The 20661-nt window shown below is 37.2% G+C and carries 21 protein-coding genes and 1 tRNA gene; 10 read left to right on the forward strand and 12 right to left on the reverse strand.

From position 1 onward, the window contains the following. Window positions 1-107: 107 nt before the first annotated feature. From C7H19_RS15870 to C7H19_RS15885, 4 genes are all read right to left on the reverse strand, one after another. Entirely contained in the window at window positions 108-863 is a 756-nt protein-coding gene (locus tag C7H19_RS15870) for an aspartyl/asparaginyl beta-hydroxylase domain-containing protein (RefSeq protein ID WP_106457901.1), read from the reverse strand. A gap of 2 nt (window positions 864-865) precedes the next feature. Continuing rightward, window positions 866-1954, reverse strand: coding sequence for a WG repeat-containing protein (locus tag C7H19_RS15875; RefSeq protein ID WP_106457902.1), 1089 nt, complete (start codon window positions 1952-1954; stop codon window positions 866-868). A 17-nt stretch (window positions 1955-1971) separates the two neighbouring features. After that, on the reverse strand, window positions 1972-3594 hold the full coding sequence (locus C7H19_RS15880) for a glycosyltransferase family 39 protein (protein ID WP_106457903.1): 1623 nt from the start codon (window positions 3592-3594) through the stop codon (window positions 1972-1974). 62 nt (window positions 3595-3656) lie between these two features. Continuing rightward, window positions 3657-5312: an alpha/beta hydrolase gene (locus C7H19_RS15885; RefSeq protein ID WP_106457904.1), complete on the reverse strand. Its 1656-nt coding sequence runs from the start codon at window positions 5310-5312 to the stop codon at window positions 3657-3659. A 130-nt stretch (window positions 5313-5442) separates the two neighbouring features. Here C7H19_RS15885 and C7H19_RS15890 point away from each other — a divergent pair, with 130 nt between their 5' ends. Then, window positions 5443-6297, forward strand: a complete 855-nt coding sequence (locus C7H19_RS15890) for an alpha/beta hydrolase (protein ID WP_106457905.1) — start codon at window positions 5443-5445, stop codon at window positions 6295-6297. Window positions 6298-6317: 20 nt separating this feature from the next. Here the strand turns inward: C7H19_RS15890 and C7H19_RS15895 are convergent, their stop codons facing one another. Beyond that, complete coding sequence (locus tag C7H19_RS15895) at window positions 6318-7133, reverse strand: SDR family oxidoreductase (protein ID WP_106457906.1); 816 nt, start codon at window positions 7131-7133, stop codon at window positions 6318-6320. Between the two features lie 129 nt (window positions 7134-7262). Between C7H19_RS15895 and C7H19_RS15900 the strand changes: the two genes are divergently transcribed. The 7 genes from C7H19_RS15900 to C7H19_RS15930 all read left to right on the forward strand — a co-directional run bounded on the left by C7H19_RS15900 (window position 7263) and on the right by C7H19_RS15930 (window position 11174). Then, window positions 7263-7895 (forward strand): SRPBCC family protein, encoded by a 633-nt coding sequence (locus C7H19_RS15900; protein WP_106457907.1) that lies wholly within the window; start codon window positions 7263-7265, stop codon window positions 7893-7895. A 119-nt stretch (window positions 7896-8014) separates the two neighbouring features. Beyond that, entirely contained in the window at window positions 8015-8242 is a 228-nt protein-coding gene (locus tag C7H19_RS15905; protein ID WP_106457908.1) for a ferredoxin-thioredoxin reductase variable chain, read from the forward strand. 164 nt (window positions 8243-8406) lie between these two features. Then, complete coding sequence (psbZ, locus tag C7H19_RS15910; RefSeq protein ID WP_106457909.1) at window positions 8407-8595, forward strand: photosystem II reaction center protein PsbZ; 189 nt, start codon at window positions 8407-8409, stop codon at window positions 8593-8595. 83 nt (window positions 8596-8678) lie between these two features. After that, a complete protein-coding gene (gene ribH / locus C7H19_RS15915) occupies window positions 8679-9251 on the forward strand; it encodes a 6,7-dimethyl-8-ribityllumazine synthase (RefSeq protein ID WP_106457910.1) in 573 nt (190 codons plus the stop codon). A gap of 57 nt (window positions 9252-9308) precedes the next feature. Next, window positions 9309-9380: transfer RNA gene (locus C7H19_RS15920), tRNA-Gly, on the forward strand. A 125-nt stretch (window positions 9381-9505) separates the two neighbouring features. Beyond that, window positions 9506-9913, forward strand: a complete 408-nt coding sequence (locus C7H19_RS15925; RefSeq protein WP_106457911.1) for a hypothetical protein — start codon at window positions 9506-9508, stop codon at window positions 9911-9913. Window positions 9914-9923: 10 nt separating this feature from the next. After that, window positions 9924-11174, forward strand: a complete 1251-nt coding sequence (locus C7H19_RS15930; RefSeq protein WP_106457912.1) for a glutamate-5-semialdehyde dehydrogenase — start codon at window positions 9924-9926, stop codon at window positions 11172-11174. Here the strand turns inward: C7H19_RS15930 and C7H19_RS15935 are convergent. The 5 genes from C7H19_RS15935 to glnA form a co-directional block, all read right to left on the reverse strand. Beyond that, window positions 11171-11947, reverse strand: a complete 777-nt coding sequence (locus tag C7H19_RS15935; RefSeq protein WP_106457913.1) for a YebC/PmpR family DNA-binding transcriptional regulator — start codon at window positions 11945-11947, stop codon at window positions 11171-11173. The genes C7H19_RS15930 and C7H19_RS15935 overlap by 4 nt on opposite strands. Window positions 11948-12081: 134 nt before the next feature. Next, window positions 12082-12330 (reverse strand): hypothetical protein, encoded by a 249-nt coding sequence (locus tag C7H19_RS15940; RefSeq protein ID WP_106457914.1) that lies wholly within the window; start codon window positions 12328-12330, stop codon window positions 12082-12084. A gap of 250 nt (window positions 12331-12580) precedes the next feature. Next, window positions 12581-15316: an ATP-dependent chaperone ClpB gene (gene clpB / locus C7H19_RS15945; protein WP_106457915.1), complete on the reverse strand. Its 2736-nt coding sequence runs from the start codon at window positions 15314-15316 to the stop codon at window positions 12581-12583. 459 nt (window positions 15317-15775) lie between these two features. After that, complete coding sequence (locus tag C7H19_RS15950) at window positions 15776-16009, reverse strand: hypothetical protein (protein ID WP_146136536.1); 234 nt, start codon at window positions 16007-16009, stop codon at window positions 15776-15778. Between the two features lie 103 nt (window positions 16010-16112). Next, window positions 16113-17534 carry a type I glutamate--ammonia ligase gene (gene glnA, locus C7H19_RS15955; RefSeq protein ID WP_106457917.1) on the reverse strand — a complete coding sequence of 474 codons (1422 nt, stop codon included), beginning with the start codon at window positions 17532-17534 and terminating at the stop codon, window positions 16113-16115. 333 nt (window positions 17535-17867) lie between these two features. On the opposite strand from glnA, the gene apcB reads away from it, so the two are divergent. Both apcB and C7H19_RS15965 read left to right on the forward strand, forming a co-directional pair. Next, window positions 17868-18377: an allophycocyanin subunit beta gene (gene apcB / locus C7H19_RS15960; RefSeq protein ID WP_106457918.1), complete on the forward strand. Its 510-nt coding sequence runs from the start codon at window positions 17868-17870 to the stop codon at window positions 18375-18377. A 168-nt stretch (window positions 18378-18545) separates the two neighbouring features. Then, the gene (locus C7H19_RS15965; RefSeq protein WP_106457919.1) at window positions 18546-18827 is read left to right on the forward strand and encodes a hypothetical protein; all 282 of its coding nucleotides are present in this window, start codon (window positions 18546-18548) and stop codon (window positions 18825-18827) included. 57 nt (window positions 18828-18884) lie between these two features. Here the strand turns inward: C7H19_RS15965 and C7H19_RS15970 are convergent, their stop codons facing one another. Together C7H19_RS15970 and C7H19_RS15975 are read right to left on the reverse strand one after the other, a co-directional pair. After that, window positions 18885-19580 (reverse strand): PEP-CTERM sorting domain-containing protein, encoded by a 696-nt coding sequence (locus tag C7H19_RS15970; protein WP_106457920.1) that lies wholly within the window; start codon window positions 19578-19580, stop codon window positions 18885-18887. A gap of 578 nt (window positions 19581-20158) precedes the next feature. Then, window positions 20159-20344 carry a hypothetical protein gene (locus C7H19_RS15975; RefSeq protein ID WP_106457921.1) on the reverse strand — a complete coding sequence of 62 codons (186 nt, stop codon included), beginning with the start codon at window positions 20342-20344 and terminating at the stop codon, window positions 20159-20161. Between the last annotated feature and the right edge of the window lie 317 nt (window positions 20345-20661).

Genomic DNA, 20661 nt, shown 5'->3' on the forward strand with positions numbered 1-20661 from the left:
GTAAATCAAGATCCTCAATAAAGCAGAGATTTTCTGTGATTTCTGTGTTAATGTGCCTTCCTAAGACAGTAAACAGCAAACAGTCGTCTAAAAGAGCGATCGCCACTTTACTGATTAATTTTTGTCTCCCAATCTTCTAAATTTTTCTTTCCTGTGCGAACATAAGGGGATATAGAAATTAACCAAATAAAAAATGAATTGAATAAGGATACTGGAAAACGTAAAGGTCTAACAATATCTAAAAACAAAACAACTCGAATTTCGTCGGTATCATTCCAAACCTCATGAGGAAAAGTATCATCAAACATCATACTTTTACCTTCTTCCCAATGTTGAATATCGTTTCCGACTCTAATACGACATTTTTCTTGATTTTCTGGAACTTTTAAAGCAAGAAGATAACGGAGTACGCCTTTATGGGGTCCTCGATGATTAGGAATATGTTTATGAGGCAGTAGAATAGAAAAGAATGCCGTTTTCATTCCTGGAATTTGTTCGATTAAACGGGTTGTTTCGGGACAGCGATCGCAGTTTTTTTCGGCTTTTAGTCCGTAGGCATAAAAAAAGTAAGTTTTCCAGCGATCATCATTTGTAACGTCGTATTGATCGGGTGAAACATCCTGAAAATTGGGTACAGTTTCTAATTTAGTAAGTATTTGATCGATTTCTTGGCGAATAATTTTCCAATTTGATTCTAACTCGGTTGTCCACGAGAACAGTTTAGGATCAAAAAAGGTTTTATCTCCAATAATAGAATTTTGAGCATATAAAAATTCTAGCCGTCTCACAACGTTTTCGCCTTGAGCAATCACAAACTGTCGTTGTTTGGCGTTCAATTCCGAGAAAAATTTACGAATGGTCATAATTATTCAATAAAACCCCAAAGATCACCTAATTTTACTTGAGCAAGACCTTCTTTAAAAGTACCTGCTTCATTAAATTGGGGATTGACTACATATTGTCCTGTACGATCAATAAATCCCCATCGATCCCCTAGTTTAACTCCTGCTAATCCTTCACTAAAAGAACTTACTTTATTAAACTGTGGATTGATGACAAAACGTCCTTTTTTGTCTATGAATCCCCATTTGTCGCCTAATTTTACGCCAGCTAATCCTTCTTTATAAGATTCTGCTTCATTAAATTGAGGGTTAATAATATATCTTCCTATTTTATCGATATATCCCCAACGATCTTCTATTTTAACTCTAGCGAGTCCACTACTAAAAGAATCTGCTTCGTTAAATTGTGGATTGACAACAAATCTCCCAGTTGTATCAATAAATCCCCATTTTCCCTCAACTCTAACTTTAGCAATTCCTTCTCTAAAAGATTCAGCTTCTTGAAATTGAGGATTAATCACAAATTGTCCTGATGTATCGATATATCCCCAACGATCATTTACTTTAACTTTAGCAAGTCCACCACTAAAGGATTCTGCTTCATTAAACTGAGGATTAATCACAAATTGTCCTTCTCTATCAATAAATCCCCAACGATCTTGTACTTTAACTTTAGCAAGTCCACTACTAAAAGAACCTGCTTCTTTAAACTGAGGATTGATGATAAACTGTCCATCTTTATCGATAAATCCCCAAAGATTTTCGGTTTTTACTGATGCTAATCCTTCCCCAAAACTATTGGCTTTTTGAAATTGTGGATTGACGGCAAATTGTCCATCTTTATCGATAAATCCCCAGCGATCTTGTAATCTGACTCGTGCTAATCCTTCTCGAAAAGTATCTGCTTCTTGAAACTGTGGATTGACAATATAGTTTATTCCTGAAACTGCTTGACGATTCGTTCTATTTCTTTGAGCTATTATTTCATTATTATTATTTTTAGTTAAAATTTCTGTTGCATAGCTATTTTTTTTTAAATCTAGAATAAATAGCGGTATAACAGTCATCATTGTTAGGGATATAAAAGTTAGTGTTTGATTAGCTTTTAACATAAACTTGAATTTTCTATTTAATTAGTATAATAACAAATTTTAGAATTTTCTTCTATTTTCCAGAGAGCCAGATAAATTTCATTAGATACCATCAGTTTCGGTTGATAAATTGACTTTAGCTGTATTTGTTTATTTTCATATTTTATTTTATCTTGTAAATTTATTGATGGATTAAATACAAAAATATTGTTACATTTTCCAAGTAATTGTGATAAATCAGGATTAGAGATAACTTGAACTGTTGTTGTTTCATTGAGTGAATAACTCAGGGAAATTAAGTCTATTGTCTGAGAAGGTTCAGTTAGCAAAATAGGATTTTGTGCTTGATTGATTAAAGATGCGATCGCAGGGTTATAAACATTACGGGTTTTCTGGTATCTTGGAGATTTGTTCCAAAGATAAATACAAGAGCAAAGACCAATTACGACTAATATTATAAAACTTTTTTGCCAAAATTTTTGTTGTTTAAGATAAAGTTTATTAGCGAATAGATAAGCGACTGATAACTGAATACCGATATAAATTGGAATCATGTATCGAATGGCTGTAGAACCTTGTCCCCCAGTCACTAAATCATAGGTTCTTAAAATAATAATGGGAGTGAAAATCTGAATCAAAATAAATAGCCAAATTGCTCTATAAGATGTTTTATAAAGAAAATAAAAAGAATATATAATTAAAATCAGCAAAGTAAAATCGATGATGGCTCTGGTAATAATAATCGGATCTAAAGCTAAATAAATAGGAGTTTCAATAAAAATAATAAATGTACTATAAAGCCAAATTAAAGCGACTGCTAAAATTCCTATTTTTACTCTCATCCAAGTTGTATTATCTTGGATACGTTGCAAATTATTAAATACAATCCATAACCAAGGAAGAAAAGCTAAGAATCCTAAACTTATGGACAATAAAAATCTTTGCAGTTTTTGATTAAACTGATTTTTTTCTAAAGCTAAAACATAAATGCTTTGTCCCAAAATAAATAAAATAGATAACAAGGAAGTATAAAGACTAATAATGATTGTAAACAGATAAAATATCCAGTTTATATATTGATTTAAACGTAAAGCTTGTAAAAGTGCAATACTAGATAATAATAGAGTAACAATCCATAAACTGTAAGGACGCGCTTCTTGAGCATAAGACACATAAAAAGGAGAAATAGAAACGAGTGAAATAGTAATCCAACCTACTAAAGATGAGCTAAATAATTCTTGACATAACCAATAAAAACAAGGTATAGCGATTAAACTGAGAATAACCGATAAACTTCTAATTTCTGCTGGCGAACTGCCAAAAAGCTGCACCCAAAATCTTGTAATAATAAAATATAATGGAGCGTGTTCTGGACTTTTGATTAAAGCGTGTATAGTATCTTGAAATGTTTTTTCGGGATGCAAGCTTTGATAGTATTGTAAGTCTTTAATATTCATTAATCCTTTTGTGGATACTTCGGCGATTATTTCTTGTTTGGTATATCCAGAAATACGCGCTGATGTTAAAACTTCATCTACCCAGTAAATTTTATTTCCTAGATTAGCACAACGAAAAATAATTCCGACAATAAGTATAAAAATAAAAAATATTAACCAAGGTGTAGAAGTTTTTGGAATAAATTGACTTTGCCCATTTTTCATAGATTAAATTGTGTCCGCTTTTTTGACGCAGATAAAATCAGGAACAAGATTAAGTTAAATATTTATTTGGAATTGACTGAACTATTTGGCGAAATTTGGAGCGATTTTACTAACAAAAGATTATAAGGTTTTTCCGTCAAAACATCAGCATAAGATTGTTGTAAATATGGACGATACTGCTCATCTTGTGCAATGTAAACTTTAAAAAAGGCTAAATTTAAAGCACTCAAATAAGTTTGGGTTAATTGTAAAAGTTTGTCAACTGGTAATTTTCGAGCTATTAATTGATTCATTATGCTTAAACCGATGCGGGTATGAGGGAGTTTTTCAGCAAGGGAAAAGTATTTATCAGGAGTTGTTAACCAGCTAAATGCCGGAGTTTGTTCTATAAGCAAAGGTGTAATTAAATCTTCATCAGTTGCTTGCCAAAAAATCGGTATATCTATTTGACTAATTCCTGCTTTCCCATAAAGACTTTTACCAAAAGGGACAAAAACATAAGCAGCTTTGATTCGATTATCTTTTAATAAATAAGTTTTACGAGGAAGTTCTAAAGCACGACATTGATGTACGATCGATATATTAATAATGCTTTTGTCTTCTGAACAATCTTGATCTAATTGATTGAAATTAATTGTAGCACCCGCTAAAGCTAGAGCAGTTGTACCCCCAAAAGAATAGCCAAAAATTCCGATTTGTTTAAGATTCAACTGATTTGAAGATAATTTCTCTAATTCATCGAGAACAAAAGTAATATCTAAAGGACGATCAATATATTCTGTTGCATCAAAAGATTCTTTGTAATAGCCTTCATAAAAGTCTTTTTGTCGTTGGGCGTTACTTCTTGGATGATCGGGAATGACGACAGCAAACCCATGTGAGGTGAGATGATGCGCTAATTGCTCAAAGCGATCGCGCCTTGCTCCCAAACCATTAGAAATAATAATAACAGGGAGTTGAGATTGTGTGGTTTTCGGTAAATATAAATCAACAATAATCTTGCGATTTCGCTTAGAATCAAAAAAAGTCTGTGTTTGTTTAACAGTATGTAACTGTCCCAATTGTCGTAAGTCTAGTTGATAAGATGGGGAATAAAACGCCGTTTGGGTAGCTTGGGAATGAATAAACGACGGTTGTTTAGAAGAATCAATAATCGGTTTAACATTGTTATTTGTGGCACTCATTAAACTAAGCTGTTTAACAAATACACTCGTACTTAAAGCTAAATTTTTCGCTTCTTGAATACGCTCTTTACCTTTTCTTACATCGATTTGAACATCAGTCGGAAACTTTTGTAAAACATTAAGAACCGTCAATCCTTTTGAATCTGCTGCTGCTTGAACGATCGCTGCTCGTATTCCATAATAACCGCTACGACCACCAGGCAACTGTATAACTTCACCGACAAAACTAAGTACACGGTGTCCCGAATAAGTATGACTCAATCGAGATAGCATAATTGAACTAATTGGGTAAGGAGTGTCCAAAAATGCGCTCAATTGCTTTTTTTGTTGAGGTGTCAAACGATTGATGAAAAATGCGACATCTGGTTTGACTTTCCCTTCTTTTGCAAACGTTTCTAATGATTGTACTGAAACAGGAAAATTAAAAGGGCCATAAATCAAATCGACTTTGTTTGCCGCATAAACTGGTATATTTGTCAAGATATTGGTCAGGATTCCGGCGGCTATAGCGTAGGGTTTGAAGATTGCTTTCATTGCTCACTAATCTAACTCTATTGATCAAGAATCAGCGATCGGGTTTGCTTACCTATTCTTTTTGATCTCCGTCCTATAATTTAAAATAGCGATCGTTCAATTGACAAGCCAAAGCGAGATTCTTTTTTCCATGTTTCAACGGGCTAAACTTTTTGGGGTTAAAACACTCTGTATTTCAGGAGGAATTTGTATTCTAGCTTACGTTGGCTTGATTCTTTCACTCCGTCTGTGGCAAACTCGTTTAATGTTTTTTCCTTCAAACGTGTTGAGAAATACACCTTCTGATATGGCACTCCATTACGAAGATGTTTGGATTCCAGTAGAACGAGAAAAAATAAATGCTTGGTGGGTTCCATCTACTCAACCTAAAAGTCCTGTCTTTCTATATCTACACGGCAACGGCAGCAATTTAGGAGATTTACCCGAAAAAATTTTTCTGTTTCATCAGTTAGGAATATCCGTACTGGTTATTGATTATCGGGGATATGGACTAAGTAAGGGTGCTTTCCCCAGTGAAAAGAGCGTCTATCAAGATGCCCAAGCTGCATGGAACTATCTTACACTACAGCGTCGAATTCCTCCCAAAGATATCTTTTTGTATGGTTTTTCTCTTGGAGGTGCGATCGCCATCGAACTTGCTTACCGACATCCAGAGGTTGCGGGGGTGATCCTCCAAGGATCTTATACGTCGATGCGAAAAATGGCTAATTATACCATTCCTTATCTTTGGTTGCCTTTTGACTGGATTTTGACGCAGCAGTTTAATTCCATCGATAAAGTGCGATCGCTAAAAGTTCCCTTTTTATTCATACACGGCACAAAAGATCGAGTTGTACCCTTCCTTATGAGTCAAGAACTCTACAACGCTGCATCACAACCAAAAACCTTGTTACTTATTCCCGACGCTGGACATAATGACTTAGTTACCGTCGGTGGGCAAAAATATTTACAAGTGATTCAAGATTTTCTACAAAAAAACCGATAAAAACGCAATGGAGCCAATTTTTACAAATTTTTGCGAACCTTGGCTACAGTCTGATCAAAATATTGATTGATTAAAGGAAAAGCTAAACTATGGATTTTCGCCAAAATACTCATTTCTGAGCCTGGAGTAATCATAAAAGAATTGCGTTTAATTCCTTTAATAATTTCTTGTCCTACTGCTTCGGCTGTCCATGTTTTAGCCGTTGCTGTAATGGCTTTTGTTTCGGGAGGTTTTGTCTTATTTTCTTGTTCGAGTTGGGGTGTATCCGTATCAGGAGGATAAACCAAAGATAGATTAATTCCTAATAGTTTTAGTTCTCCTCGTAATGATTCAGCTAACCCACGAATCGCAAATTTACTAGAACTATAAGCACTATAACCATAAATTCCCATTAATCCCGCACCAGAAGATAACATGACAATATGACCTTTTTTGCGTTTTTCCATTACAGGTAATACGGCTTTAATACAATAAAGTGTTCCGAAATAATTCACCGCCATTGTTTGTTCAAAAACATCAATAGAAAGGTTTTGGAAATAATCAGGATGTGCGATACCAGCAGAAGTGATTAAAATATCAGGTGGGCTAATTTGTTCAATTGCTGTAAAAATTGCTGATTCTATAGATAAGCGATCGCTCACATCAGCCGCTAAAGCTAAAACTTTTTGTTCTGGTGAGATACAGACTGATTTTATTTCCTGTTTTGCCGCTTCTAATTTATTAATATCTCGACTAATTATTGTGATATTATTTCCAAGTGATGCTAATAATTTAGCCGTTGCTTTTCCAATGCCACTTGAGCCACCTGTGATGATTGAATGTTGTTTTTTAATCATAAAAGTTACCAAATTTTAATTATTAAAATAGAGTTTTTTTGACAATTTCACTAAATAAAGGTATGATCAATAAAATATAAAAAATAAAGAATTTTTGAACAGTATACTACAAGATAAAGAGAATTTTTGATGAATCAACCTTTTAACAGAGGTAAGTTATTTACTGGCTTACTGTCTGCAATGACTCTAGCCACTTTAATGATCTCTAATGATGTGAGCGCTGCATTGGGACAACTCACAAGTCAAAAACAAGTCGGTGTAAGAGAAGGACAAGTTGTCGTCGCAGGAACAAAAGGACAATATACGGGAAAAATGATCGTAAGATCTACTAAGGCGATCGCATGGGCAGTTTTAACCGATTATGATAATTATGAAAAATTTTTGCCCGATGTAGAAGAAAGTAGAGTCATCGAAAACAATGGTAATAATAAGGTTTTTGAACAGATCAAAGTGATTCAAGCTGCTATTTTTACCCGAAAATCGCCCATCCGGATCGCCGTCAGCGAAACCTATCCTAATAAGATTAGTTTTAAGATGACATCTGGTGAAATACAATCTTTACAAGGATCTTGGACGATTCAACCGCTTTCCGTAGCTTCAGAAGATCAACCGATCCAACTTTTGATTACTCATCAAGTGACTGTTGATCCTGGGAATAAGTCGTGGCGAGGTATTTTTTATGGTATTTATGAAGATAGTTTAGAAGACACCTTACAAGCCATCAAAACAGAGATAAATCGACGTTCATCAATGATGAAGTAAGTTTATCACCTTGGGTCTCCTTTTTTGAGCTTGGGACACTCCTGTGCAACAATAATAAGGTTGTTTCACATGAGATCGGGGCTGTTGTGCTTTCAGACGTAATAGAAAAGAGGGAAGTTATGAAAGTTGGTGATCGCGTCCGTGTTAGTACCTCTGTCGTGGTTTACCACCATCCGCAACACAAAAAAGAACCATTTGATATAATCGGTATGGAAGGAACGATCATTAGTATTATTACTGAATGGGAAGGCCGACCAGTTAGTGCTAATATGCCAGTGGTTGTTGAGTTTAGTCCAAAGTTTAAAGGGCATTTTCGTGACTCGGAACTCGAAGTCATCGCTACTTAAACCCCTTCAGTTAATTTTTAAAATCAAGATGATTGGGTTGACCTTCGATTCTCTTTTCAGTTTTTTTAGAAAATAGGCTTCTCAGGTGGGGTCAATTTTTGATACCGTACTATGAGAGAGATCACCATCAAAAAAGCGGATCATACAAAAGGAGAACTATAAAAATGTCTATTATCTTTCAAATCGCGCTAACGGCTTTGGTTTTGTTTTCTTTTCTCATGGTTGTTGGGGTTCCGGTTGCTTATGCTTCCCCCCAAAACTGGGATCAAGCTAAACCTTTACTTTATTTAGGATCTGGTGTTTGGGCAGCCTTAGTTATTCTAGTCGGCGTTCTCAACTTTTTTGTCATCTAAAAAAAGAAATTACAGTAATCAGTACTCGGTAAACTGATTACTGAGACTACTGATTACTGTTTACTGTTTACGATTTTTAGACTATGACTGTTTTTGAGGGAACGTTTCAAGATTCATCTTCTTTTCGTTTTGCGATCGTTATTGGTCGTTTTAATGATTTAGTCACGGATAAGCTGTTATCGGGGTGTCAAGACTGTTTAAAGCGTCATGGTGTTGATGTTGATCCCAATGGCACACAAGTTGATTATGTTTGGGTCCCTGGAAGCTTTGAAGTACCGATGATGGCTCGTCAGTTAGCTTTAACCCATCGTTATGATGCAATTATTTGTTTAGGGGCGATTATTAAAGGACAAACTCCCCATTTTGATTTTGTTTCGGCTGAAGCAGCTAAAGGTATTGCGGCAGCAGGCTGGCAAACTGGAATTCCTGTTATTTTCGGCATTTTAACCACCGATACGATGCAACAAGCCCTCGAACGCGCTGGAATTAAGAGTAATTTGGGTTGGAATTATGCCCTTAATGCCCTAGAAATGGCGAGTTTAATGCGTCAGGTGGGCAGAAATATCGTTAACCCCTCTGAGGAAACAATTTCGGTTTTACCCGTTTCCGCAAGAGAACAGTTAAACCCCGCCGAACTTAAAGAAACTGAAAATTAGAAATTTGGGGTTGACAAAAGCTAAAAAATTTGAGATTATTATAAAGGTCTCAAATCTGCGGGCATAGCTCAGTGGTAGAGCGTCACCTTGCCAAGGTGAATGTCGCGCGTTCGAATCGCGTTGCCCGCTTAAAAAAAGTTTAAACTAGAAATTAAGTGGACTAGATCTTAAGGCTCTACTAAAAAACCACCTATTGATTACACATCATATACTAGATAGTACGGCGTTTAATTAACCTACTTTAATCAGATCTTGTGCGACCACAAAAGTTTCAAAAAATAGATTTAAACCAAGATTATCCTTGCCCTTGTCGTCGGCGAGGACATTTAATCCCGATTATTTTGACAGAAGCGTTAGGCTGTCAACGGTGTCAACAAATCTTCGTCGTTCAGGATAATGGTCATGTCATAGAACAACTGTCCTCAACTTATCCTTATAAGCGTTCATGGCGTTGGACTGGACATCGTTGGTTAGTCGCCAATCCTCGATTAGGAGAAGGCTACTTACCCGTTATACTAGGCATTATTTTACTTTTACTCATTGTATGGCTTCCTTTAGTTCTCAATGCACCATCTAGTGTGGGAATGATTCTCTGGGCAATTTTAGCGATGCTATTAATTATCTTGCCCGCTTTGATTTTTTGGTTAGCCTATCGGCGTTAAATATTTGTCTATGAGTGCAGAAATTGTATTTGATCCGATCCTGACTGTTGTTAAACATAGCTATCAAGCGTTTCTCGATCTAGAAAATCATACGGGAGTCGAACGCAGTCGGGCAGTAAAAGCAATGGCTAAAGGGATTCAAAAGGCTTTTGATGAGATATTAGAAGCTAATACCCTAGACTTAGAAACCAGTCGAGAAATGGCGGTATCTGAACAGATTCTCCGATGGCTTAAACTCACACCATTACGTCTTGAGGTAGCCGTTGAAGTCTTAGAACAACTCGCCGAGGCGGCTGATCCGATTCTACAAGTAACCAATGCTTCCTATCAACTCAATCCATCCCAAACCTATTGCCAAAGAATGCCTTTAGGGGTGGTTGCTTTGATTTACGAGGCTTTCCCCGAACTTGGAGCGATCGCTGCTGGATTCACGCTTAAAACGGGAAATAGTCTTATTTTAAGAGGGTGTGGCACATCGAGTCATTCCAGTGTTGTCATTGCGAGAATTTTGCACACTGCTTTAGAAGATTCGGGACTTCCTGTCAATTGTGTACAACTCATTGAAACGGATGATACTGATGGAATTGATCGATTAGTCAATAAAGATCAATATATTAATTTAGTTATTCCTTATGGTCGTCCAGGTTTAATTAGTCGAGTGAGTCAACTTGCCACAGTTCCCGTTTTAAGATCAGCAATGGGCAATTGTTATTTATATTGGTCACCCAGTGGAGATTTAGAATTAACTCGTCATGTAATTATCGATAGTCATACAAGTGTACCAGATCCAGTTAATAGTATCGAAAAAGTTTTAATTAGTTCTAAGCATAATCCGTCGTTGTTGGGCAGATTATTTAATAATTTAAAAGAAAAAGGATTTATTTTAAAAGGGGATATAGATTTAGTGGCAAATTTTCCAGATTATTTGATCCCCACCCCCGAAACCGAATGGAATAAACCCTATTTAGATAAAGTCATCGCGTTTAAAATTGTCGAAGATTTATCAAATGCGATCGCTTGGATTAATAGTCATAGTAGTGGTCATGCAGACTGTATTATTACCGAATCCTATCGAGAAAGCCGACAATTTGCTATGAATAGTGATAGTGCTTTAGTTTATATTAATTCCTCGCCGCGTTTTTCTCGTAATCCAAAACAGGGAGAATCGGTCTTTTTAGGCGTTTCTAATCAAAAAGGTCAACGCCGAGGTTTAATTAGTTTAGAGACGTTTACGACGCTTAAACAAGTGGTTCAGGGCTAATCTGAGTTGATGTCATCAAATGCGGCTATTAATTCATCACTCATCTCGAAGTTAGAAGTAACCGTCTGTACATCATCTAAAGATTCTAGAATATCAATGAGTTTGAGTAGCGATCGAGCTTGTTCAAGATCATGCACTTCCATCATTGTACTCGGAATCCAACGTAATTCGATTTCTTGTACAGCAAATCCTTTTTTTTGTAATGTTTGTTGTAAATAATCTAAATTCATGACTTCTGTAAAAACTTCTACCCCTTTTCCGTCTTCATCCTCAAAAAATTCGTAAGTATCTGCACCCCCTTCTAAAGATGCTTCTAAGAGAATATCTTCTTCTATTTCTCCAGCTAAAAAAACAACACCTTTTTGATTAAACATCCAACTCACACAACCCGTTTCACCCAAATTACCGCCATTTTTACTAAAAGCAACCCTTAAATCGGCGGCTGTTCGGTTACGATTATTAGTTAAAGCTTGAATAATAATTGCTACACCACCTAACCCATAGCCTTCGTAGCGAATTTCTTCTAGAATCGTACCATCATTGTATGTTCCTGAACCAATAGCGATCGCACGTTCAATATTATCATTAGGAATTCCTGCTGCTTTCGCTTTATCGATGGCGGTTCTCAGTTGAAAATTACCATTTGGGTCAGGTATCCCGTTACGGGCTGCTACAATAATAGCGCGGGATAATTGGGTAAAAGTTTTTCCTCTTTTTTGATCAATTCTAGCTTTTTGGCGTTTAATATTTGCCCACTTACTATGTCCGGCCATCGAGAATATGTGAATTGTAACGTTTTTTCTTAGATTACTACAAACAGGGAACCGAGGACAAATCTAATCTTTGTAATAGATTGGTTTCTTTATCTAGAAAAATCATCTATAGCTGATTTAATGCCAGAAATAAGTCAAGAAATTTGGTCAGAACGCTTCCAGAATTTTTCTTGACAATACACATAATCTTTTTCTATTCTAATTCCTCCTAATTGCCTAGCGATCATAAAAAATTCTTGTCTTTCTTCTTCCGTTAAATAATCATCATTTTTTCGCCCACTACGATGACGGTTATCACCTTGTATCACTAACTCTCGTTTTCTTTGAATTGCTAAATCCGAAAGTTCAATCATTCTTTGATAAAGTTGTTGACGTTGTTCCATAAAGCTACAATTGTTTGAGCTAAAGTTCAATTGAAAAAATCTCGCCATCTTGACCTAGAGTAGCTATAGGTAAGATCGGACTAATTATTCTGATAAAAAATAGACCTATTTCTTCATCATATCTATAATCTATTAGTAATGCCAAAGTTTCTAAGGCATTCAAAATTAGATATTGTTCTTCTGTTGGCTCCATCATTGATAATATTTTATATTAAAACTAAAAGGGTTTGGTTTCCCTACCCCTACGAAACTATACGACTTCGACTTCGACTGCTATTGCTTCGTCATCATCATCATCAAAATCATCGAAATCATCGACTTCCTGATAAAATACATCCTCATTTTGTAAAATAACTTCAGCTTCTTTTTTATTAAAACTGAGTGCATCTTTTACACAGTCAATAACAACGGTATCTCCTTCAACAAAAGCTTGTTCAAGAATTTTGGTTGCTAGAGGATTTTCTAATTCTCGTTGAATGGCTCGTTTTAAAGGACGTGCGCCATAAGTCGGATCATAACCCACATTGACGATATAATTTTGTGCAGCATTCGTTAATTCTAGGCTAATTTTCTGCTCAGATAATAACTTTTGGATGCGCTGTAATTGTAAGTGAACAATATACCGTAATTCTTCCCGTTTTAAAGTGTGGAAAATAATTAAATCATCAATACGGTTGACGAATTCAGGGCGAAAATGATTTCGTAAAGCATCTAAGACACGTTTCTGCATTTCCTCATAGTCATTATCATCACCCGATACATTGAGAATATGTTCACTCCCGATATTACTCGTCATGACAATAATCGTATTCCGAAAATCGATCGCCCTTCCCTGTGAGTCGGTAATCCGTCCATCGTCAAGTACTTGTAATAAAATGTTAAAAACATCTCGATGGGCTTTTTCTACTTCATCCAATAACACGACCGAATAAGGACGACGGCGCACTGCTTCGGAAAGTTGTCCACCTTCTTCGTATCCCACATACCCCGGAGGCGCACCAATCAGACGAGAAACGGCGTGTTTCTCCATATATTCAGACATATCTATGCGTACCATTGCATCTTCACTATCGAAAAGCATGGCCGCTAAAGCGCGGGCTAATTCGGTTTTTCCTACGCCTGTGGGACCCATAAACAAGAAAGAACCGATGGGACGCGAAGGATCTTTCATCCCTGCCCTAGCACGTCTAATAGCCGCCGCTACCGCCGCTACAGCCTCTTTTTGTCCGACAACGCGCTCACCCAGATGAGACTCTAATTGTAGGAGTTTTTGCCGTTCGGTTTCTAAAAGACGGTTGAGGGGTACACCTGTCCAACGGGCGACGATTTCAGCGATATCAGATTCGGTGACTTGTTCCCGTAATAGGGTTGCACCTCTAGATTGAATTTCAATAAGTTTGGTTTCTTTAACTTCGATTTCTCGTTGCAGGGCTTCGAGTTTCCCGTATTTTAATTGTGCAGCTTTATTTAGATCGTAAGCGCGTTCTGCTTGTTCGACTTGTAAGCGCAGTTGTTCTTCTTCTTCTTTGAGGGTGTTTATTTCCTCTAACATTTGCTTTTCCGCTTGCCATTGTGAAGAAAATTCTTTCTGTTTAACTTCTAAGTCGGTTATTTCCTGTTGAATGCGATCGAGACGTTCTTTAGATGCGCGATCGACGACTAACATTCCTGGCCGTTTTTCCTCGCCTTCTAAGGAGAATTTTTCCATCTGTAATTGCATCAGACGACGATCAATCGATTCTAGTTCAGCCGGTTTAGATGTGATCTCCATCTTTAGTTTAGCGGCTGCTTCGTCTACAAGATCGATCGCCTTATCGGGTAAAAAGCGATCGGTAATATAACGATGGGATAAATTCGCGGCCGCAACTAACGCAGAATCAGTAATTTTGACCCCGTGATGGACTTCGTATCGTTCCTTGAGACCCCGTAGAATAGAAATCGTATCCTCGACACTGGGTTCTTTGACGTATACTTGCTGAAAACGTCTTTCTAGGGCTGGATCTTTTTCGATGTGTTTGCGATATTCATCTAAAGTGGTTGCCCCAATACAGCGTAATTCGCCCCGTGCTAACATGGGTTTGAGGAGATTTCCCGCATCCATTGAGCCACCTTCACGAGATCCCGCACCGACGACGGTATGAATTTCATCAATAAATAAAACAATTTGTCCGTCTGAGTTGGTGACTTCTTTCATGACGGATCTCAGTCTTTCTTCAAACTCACCTCTATATTTTGCCCCTGCAATGAGACTACCCATATCCAGAGAAATTAATTGACGGTTTTTGAGAGATTCGGGAACATCACCATTAAGGATACGTTGGGCTAATCCTTCGGCGATCGCTGTTTTTCCGACTCCAGGTTCACCAATTAATACAGGATTATTCTTAGATCTTCTCGATAAAACCTGAACAACACGGCGTATCTCTTCATCTCTTCCTGTTACTGGATCTAGCTTTCCTTCACGAGCTAATTCTGTTAAATCCCGACCATATTTAGCCAAAGCTTCGTATTTATCTTCTTGGTTCGGTTCTGTAACTTTTTGTGTACCGCGAATGGATTTGATCTGAACTTCTAAATCTTGTGGATCTAAATTAAAAGAACGTAAACAGCGTCTTCCGATGCGTTCATCTTCGGCAAAACCGACTAAAAGATGTTCAACTGAAATAAATTTATCTTGCCAACTATTGCGAGATGCTTCAGCGCGATCTAACATAACATCAAGTCCACGACCGAGATAAAGCTGATCGACATTGAGGACTTTCGGTTGTCTTTGGGCAAAAGTTTCTAATTGCTGAATGAGGCGAGGAACTTCTATATTAGCTCGATTGAGGATTCGTAGAGCTAACCCGTTTTCTTGTTCGAGTAGGGCAATGACGACGTGTTCAACTTCTAAGGTCTGATTTTTCAAACGACGAGCGACTTCTTGAGACTTGACAACAGCATCCCAAGCTTGTTCGGTAAATTTACTAGAGTCAGTTGGCTGCATTAAAAGTTTTGAAAAATATTATATCAGTCTAGATATCTATTGTAGTCTGGGGATGAGGTCTCTCTCCAAAAATCGTGAAAGTAAATTCATTCATCAATATCACCAGGGATTAAAATCCCTGTCTCAAAGCTTAAGTAGGTTAAAACCTACTTCAAACAAAGCTTTCAGTCTATTAAAATCGACTTTAGCACTGCGAGACAGAGAATTTATTAAAGTATCGGTATTTATGTACTATTCATTACCGAAATATTTCTTCATTTTCCATAAGAGTTGTATCAGAACCCGTATCTAGAATAGCCTGGCAATTTAAAACGATCGCTGATGAGTTAGGGGTTTAGATTTGAATAGGTAAAATAGGTATAGCTGGAATTTCGGTCGATATAAAGGTGTAGCGATAAGTTCCCACTGATAATGTTATTCTGAAATGATTAAAGGTTCAACTTTTTTAATTAAAACAATTTAATTTTTTTTAGTTTGTTTAACTCGTTCTAATAAAGTTTGATAATTGAAATCCATATCTAAGACTTGATTATTTTCAAAAAGTACCCACTGATTAGAATAATCTTTAATTAATTGTGGACGCTGTTGCTCAAATTCTGATTGTTTACTAATATAGGTTCGCTCGGCGGCTGTCATGCTAGATCGTAATGTAGAACTTTGGCTTTGTAATAATCTATCTTCAGTGGTAGTCATTCTTTGTTCCAAAACTTTCTCTACTTTGATAAAAATTATAACATTATTCATTAAAAAAAGAGGCCGAAGCCTCCCAAAAATAAACTAAATTTCAACTTGAGATTTAGCAATCATAGTAAAGGGCAAACTCATAAGGATGAGGACGTAAACGCATTGGGTTAACTTCGACATCGAGTTTATAATTGATCCAAGATTGAATAAAATCTTCAGTGAAAACGCCACCATCAGTTAAGAAAGCATGATCTTTTTGTAATGCTTCTAAAGCTGCTTCTAAAGATCCAGGAGTTGAGGGAATTTTGCTTAATTCTTCAGGAGAAAGATCGTAGATATCTACGTCTAAAGGTTCACCTGGATCAAGTTCATTTTTGATCCCATCGAGTCCCGCACAAACCATCGCAGCAAAGGCGAGATAGGGGTTACAAGTGGCATCAGGACAACGAAACTCTAAACGTTTTGCTTTGGGGTTGGTTCCAGTTAGGGGAATACGAATTGATGCAGAACGGTTTCCTTGGGAGTAAGCAAGGTTTACAGGGGCTTCAAAACCTGGTACGAGACGTTTATAGGAGTTGGTTGTCGGGTTGGTAATAGCCAGCAGTGAGGGCGCGTGTTTGATCAGTCCACCAATGAAGTTTAAAGCCAGTTTGCTAAGATTAGCATAGCCATCACCCCAAAATAAAGGATTACCTTCTTTCCAGATGGACATATGGGTGTGCATCCCCGAACCGTTGTCATTAAACAAGGGTTTGGGCATGAAGGTGACAGTTTTACCGTATTTTTTCGCAACGTTTTTGATACAGTATTTGTAGGTCATTAGAGAGTCAGCCGCATTGACGAGGGTCTGATATTTGATCCCTAATTCCATTTGTCCACCGGTTGCGACTTCGTGGTGATGTTTTTCAATAGGAACGCCACATCTACCCATCGTTAAGAGCATTTCACTACGAATATCTTGTGCTGTATCGGTGGGCGCAACTGGGAAATATCCTTCTTTATAGCGGGGTTTATAACCTAAGTTTCCGCCTTCTTCTTTCTTGCCTGTATTCCAGCGACCTTCAACACTATCTACATGGTAGTATCCTTCGTTTTCCTTTTGGTCGAAGCGAACATCGTCAAACATGAAAAATTCGGCTTCAGGCCCAACAAAAACGTTATCACCAATACCACTGGTTTTGACATATTCGACGGCTTTGGCTGCGATCGTACGCGGATCTCGATTGTACCATTCCCCTGTACGCGGCTCTTTGATGCTACAAATCATACTCAGGGTTTTATCTTTGTAGAAAGGATCGATCCATGCCGTAGCGGGATCGGGTACCATTGCCATATCAGATTCGTTAATTGCTTTCCAACCCCTAATACTCGAACCATCAAAAGCAACACCTTCATCAAAAGAACTTGCATCAATTAAATCGGTATAAAAGGTACAATGTTGCCAAATTCCAGGTGTATCGATAAACTTTAAGTCAATTAGCTCAATATTTTCGTCTTTGATGTACTTTAAGACTTCATCGGGCGTTTGAAACATGAAGAATTCCTCTTTAGGTCAGGTCTTATTTTTAGCTGTCTCAAATTCTTGATCGTAGGGAGTGAGTTGACGGAATTTTGTATTATTCGATACAGAAATCTGGAATTTTTGGAAAAATGTGATTAATTATACATTTTGCTGAAAAAATGAGTCATCCGCAGTGATTATGTAACAGAATGTATCAAAAAGCGAACGAATTATAAAGGAAAAGAGAGACTTCTTTCAACTTGGGGAAAAGCGGTTCAACCCTATGGGATTATAGATAAAAGACACTTACAATTAGGCTTATAGTAAGCTAAATTATTGAAAAACTGTTGTTGGGAGAAAACTTTAATGAGAGACGCTGTAACCAGTTTAATCAAAAACTACGATATTACTGGACGTTATCTAGATCGTGATGCAATGGATACCCTGAAATCTTATTTTCAGTCTGGTACTGCTCGTATCGCCGCCGCAGCCGTGATTAATGCAAATTCCCCGACGATCGTTAGACAAGCTGGACTTCAATTATTTGAAGAAGTACCAGAATTGATCCGCCCCGGTGGTAATGCTTATACAACCCGTCGTTATTCGGCTTGTCTACGGGATATGGACTATTATCTCCGTTATGCGAGTTATGCTCTCGTTGCGGGTGATAATAATGTTCTCGATGAACGGGTACTACAAGGTTTACGGGAAACCTATAACTCTTTATGTGTTCCCATCGGGCCGACAGTACGCGGTATCCAAATTATGAAAGAGATGGTTAAAAATATGGTTGCTGAAACGGGTGTTTCTGATACCTCTTTTATTGATGAACCTTTTGATCACATGACTCGTGAATTTAGCGACATCTCTGTTTAATTTTGTGTGATGGTTGTAGAGACGTGCCATAGCGCGTCTTTACATATCGCGTCTTTATTTGCTCCCGTCTTTACGGCATTCCTCATTTTAAAATCGTACTATCTCCTCTTGTTTATTTTGGTTCAATTGTACTATAATGGAAACAGATATCAGGAAGGAGATAAAACCATGTCTGGGATAGGTTCCAAAGTCCGTAGCCGTGATCTGGTCATCGAACAGACTGTACTAATAGAAGCTGCCGAAAATTTAATAAGTGCTTGGGATTTACCAGAAACGATCGATACTATACAATTAGCCTCTCTTTTGAATCACCACTTAGAGCAATGGCTAGAGGATTTTTGTGAGCATCCCGATTTTTTCCTTAAAGAGAATTCTAAATTTAAAAGGGCTGTAGCATCTCTAGCAGAAGAATCAGAATTAGATTCCGATCTTTCGATTTTAGCCGCCTAAAAACCAAAAAGGTAGGCATGACACCTACCCTTGTAAATTTTATAGCTTAATTTAAGTTTAGCTTTGTTTTTTCTTAAGAGCAGAAGAGCCAAAAGCAGCAACAGCGAGTAAACCTAGCATGGTAGTAGGTTCGGGAGTCGTGGGAGGGATACCAGGACCCGACGTTCCAATTACATCAATGGTTACATCGCCTGCGGTTGGAGGATCTATAGTAACGCTGAAAGACGTTACGGCGGTTTCATCTAGACCCGCGAAATCATCAAAATCAAAGACTAAGGGACCAACTGGGGGAGGAACCGTACCGAAAGGGCCTAGAGTTTTAGGAATTCCGTTGAGGGTTACTGTGACGTTTGTACCAGCTAAGTCGGCCGAAACCAGACCGAGCATAATGCTATCTGCACCACCCATCGTAAAATCTGTTGCAGCAAAAGTGCCGTAGTTAATAGTTGTAATACCATTAGTACCAGTACCAGTAGCAAAAGAGAGGAAACCACCCGCAACATCTACCTGAGCATTTATAGGAAAAGGTGAACTTGGAGGACTTTTTACGCCACTAACACTGATTGTTCGGTTAACACTACCTAAAAGTTGAGAAGTGATTCCGACAGTATTGGGTGTAGTTGCTTGGTTTACAGTTTGAAAATCGGTCAACGGGTCAACGGTTTTGATTAGGGCTGCTTCGGCTACTCCAGCGACTAAAGGAACTATAGTCGTTGCTATAGCCACTGATGCCAATGCTTTTAATGTTTTCATGTTTTTTGGACGCTCACTTACATCAATTTAAGTTTTTTAAAGCTAGTTTGCTGTAAAATCAGCTTGTAGGCAATCTGCTAATAGAATAACTTTGTCTTTCTAAAAAAGCAATATCTTTACTAAACATATTTGTTTTTCATTATATAAGCCTTGTGTTTTGGGAACCCTGACAAATTTTTGTATAAAAGAAGACAATTGCTCGTCTTGGCTAGAATTTGTACAGAAAAAAGCAAAAAAATTATTGTTTCAGGTCTGTTATTGAGGTGCTACTGTGATAAATATAAAGTTTTTGTGAAATAAAAGACAATTAAATTTAATTTTATCATTCCTTTACATTTGCCAGAATACCTCTTATTTAAGTCTATTTTTTAAAAGATTTTTATTTAAAATAACAATAAATTTAGGTTTAATTTTTTATTAAAAAACAAAATAATTTAGTTGAAATAATTTAAAAAATAACGACAATTGACCAACCGAGTTGCTTTAATGAAAAGACAACGCCCTCTGTTACTCTTTGAAAATGCCAAAATAAGAGGATAGACGATCGCAAAATAGTTATTTTGTTCTCAAAAAAAAACTTAGGACTTGTTAGCCTCTTGTATTCTTCTCTTGACGCGAATTTCAGCAATACGCTTTTCATATTTTTGATTGAGCTTTAAAGTTAGCTTTGCCAATGCTTCCGCCTTCCGTTCAGTTTCTTTTGCTAGTTCCAAGAGTTCTTTAAAATTAGCTAATTCTTGCTCGCTCATTAATAGCTTAGTCATTTTTCATTACTCCAAACGTTTTTTAAGTCTGTTAGCATTTATTATCGCCAAATAACAATAAATTTTTTCTGACTAAATTAAGTTCTGTAATTGCATCTTGTTGAGTTTCATCTAAAGCTTGATTAGGTCGCTCGACTAGATTAGCAATTTCAGGGGTAATAGACTTGACACTCCCGCCGTCAAGCTTGCGCTATGACGGGGGATTCTTGGTTCAATGAGGTGCCTTGCCCAGACAGGATAGCTCCAGCCAAAGTAGAGGACTCCTCTCCCCAAGCGTTTTGGCTATCGAGTAGCCAAGTTCCGCAGTGTCCCGACGT

This window comes from Aphanothece hegewaldii CCALA 016, assembly GCF_003007785.1.
GTDB lineage: Bacteria > Cyanobacteriota > Cyanobacteriia > Cyanobacteriales > Microcystaceae > Chroococcus > Chroococcus hegewaldii.

What these genes read in the sequence shown, in the direction of transcription:
- C7H19_RS15870 (WP_106457901.1), bottom strand. Translation starts at nt 863, where the DNA reads ATGACCATTCGTAAATTTTTCTCGGAATTGAACGCCAAACAACGACAG.
- C7H19_RS15875 (WP_106457902.1), bottom strand. Translation starts at nt 1,954, where the DNA reads ATGTTAAAAGCTAATCAAACACTAACTTTTATATCCCTAACAATGATG.
- C7H19_RS15880 (WP_106457903.1), bottom strand. Translation starts at nt 3,594, where the DNA reads ATGAAAAATGGGCAAAGTCAATTTATTCCAAAAACTTCTACACCTTGG.
- C7H19_RS15885 (WP_106457904.1), bottom strand. Translation starts at nt 5,312, where the DNA reads ATGAAAGCAATCTTCAAACCCTACGCTATAGCCGCCGGAATCCTGACC.
- C7H19_RS15890 (WP_106457905.1), top strand. Translation starts at nt 5,443, where the DNA reads ATGTTTCAACGGGCTAAACTTTTTGGGGTTAAAACACTCTGTATTTCA.
- C7H19_RS15895 (WP_106457906.1), bottom strand. Translation starts at nt 7,133, where the DNA reads ATGATTAAAAAACAACATTCAATCATCACAGGTGGCTCAAGTGGCATT.
- C7H19_RS15900 (WP_106457907.1), top strand. Translation starts at nt 7,263, where the DNA reads ATGAATCAACCTTTTAACAGAGGTAAGTTATTTACTGGCTTACTGTCT.
- C7H19_RS15905 (WP_106457908.1), top strand. Translation starts at nt 8,015, where the DNA reads ATGAAAGTTGGTGATCGCGTCCGTGTTAGTACCTCTGTCGTGGTTTAC.
- psbZ (WP_106457909.1), top strand. Translation starts at nt 8,407, where the DNA reads ATGTCTATTATCTTTCAAATCGCGCTAACGGCTTTGGTTTTGTTTTCT.
- ribH (WP_106457910.1), top strand. Translation starts at nt 8,679, where the DNA reads ATGACTGTTTTTGAGGGAACGTTTCAAGATTCATCTTCTTTTCGTTTT.
- C7H19_RS15930 (WP_106457912.1), top strand. Translation starts at nt 9,924, where the DNA reads ATGAGTGCAGAAATTGTATTTGATCCGATCCTGACTGTTGTTAAACAT.
- C7H19_RS15935 (WP_106457913.1), bottom strand. Translation starts at nt 11,947, where the DNA reads ATGGCCGGACATAGTAAGTGGGCAAATATTAAACGCCAAAAAGCTAGA.
- C7H19_RS15940 (WP_106457914.1), bottom strand. Translation starts at nt 12,330, where the DNA reads ATGGAACAACGTCAACAACTTTATCAAAGAATGATTGAACTTTCGGAT.
- clpB (WP_106457915.1), bottom strand. Translation starts at nt 15,316, where the DNA reads ATGCAGCCAACTGACTCTAGTAAATTTACCGAACAAGCTTGGGATGCT.
- C7H19_RS15950 (WP_146136536.1), bottom strand. Translation starts at nt 16,009, where the DNA reads ATGACTACCACTGAAGATAGATTATTACAAAGCCAAAGTTCTACATTA.
- glnA (WP_106457917.1), bottom strand. Translation starts at nt 17,534, where the DNA reads ATGTTTCAAACGCCCGATGAAGTCTTAAAGTACATCAAAGACGAAAAT.
- apcB (WP_106457918.1), top strand. Translation starts at nt 17,868, where the DNA reads ATGAGAGACGCTGTAACCAGTTTAATCAAAAACTACGATATTACTGGA.
- C7H19_RS15965 (WP_106457919.1), top strand. Translation starts at nt 18,546, where the DNA reads ATGTCTGGGATAGGTTCCAAAGTCCGTAGCCGTGATCTGGTCATCGAA.
- C7H19_RS15970 (WP_106457920.1), bottom strand. Translation starts at nt 19,580, where the DNA reads ATGAAAACATTAAAAGCATTGGCATCAGTGGCTATAGCAACGACTATA.
- C7H19_RS15975 (WP_106457921.1), bottom strand. Translation starts at nt 20,344, where the DNA reads ATGACTAAGCTATTAATGAGCGAGCAAGAATTAGCTAATTTTAAAGAA.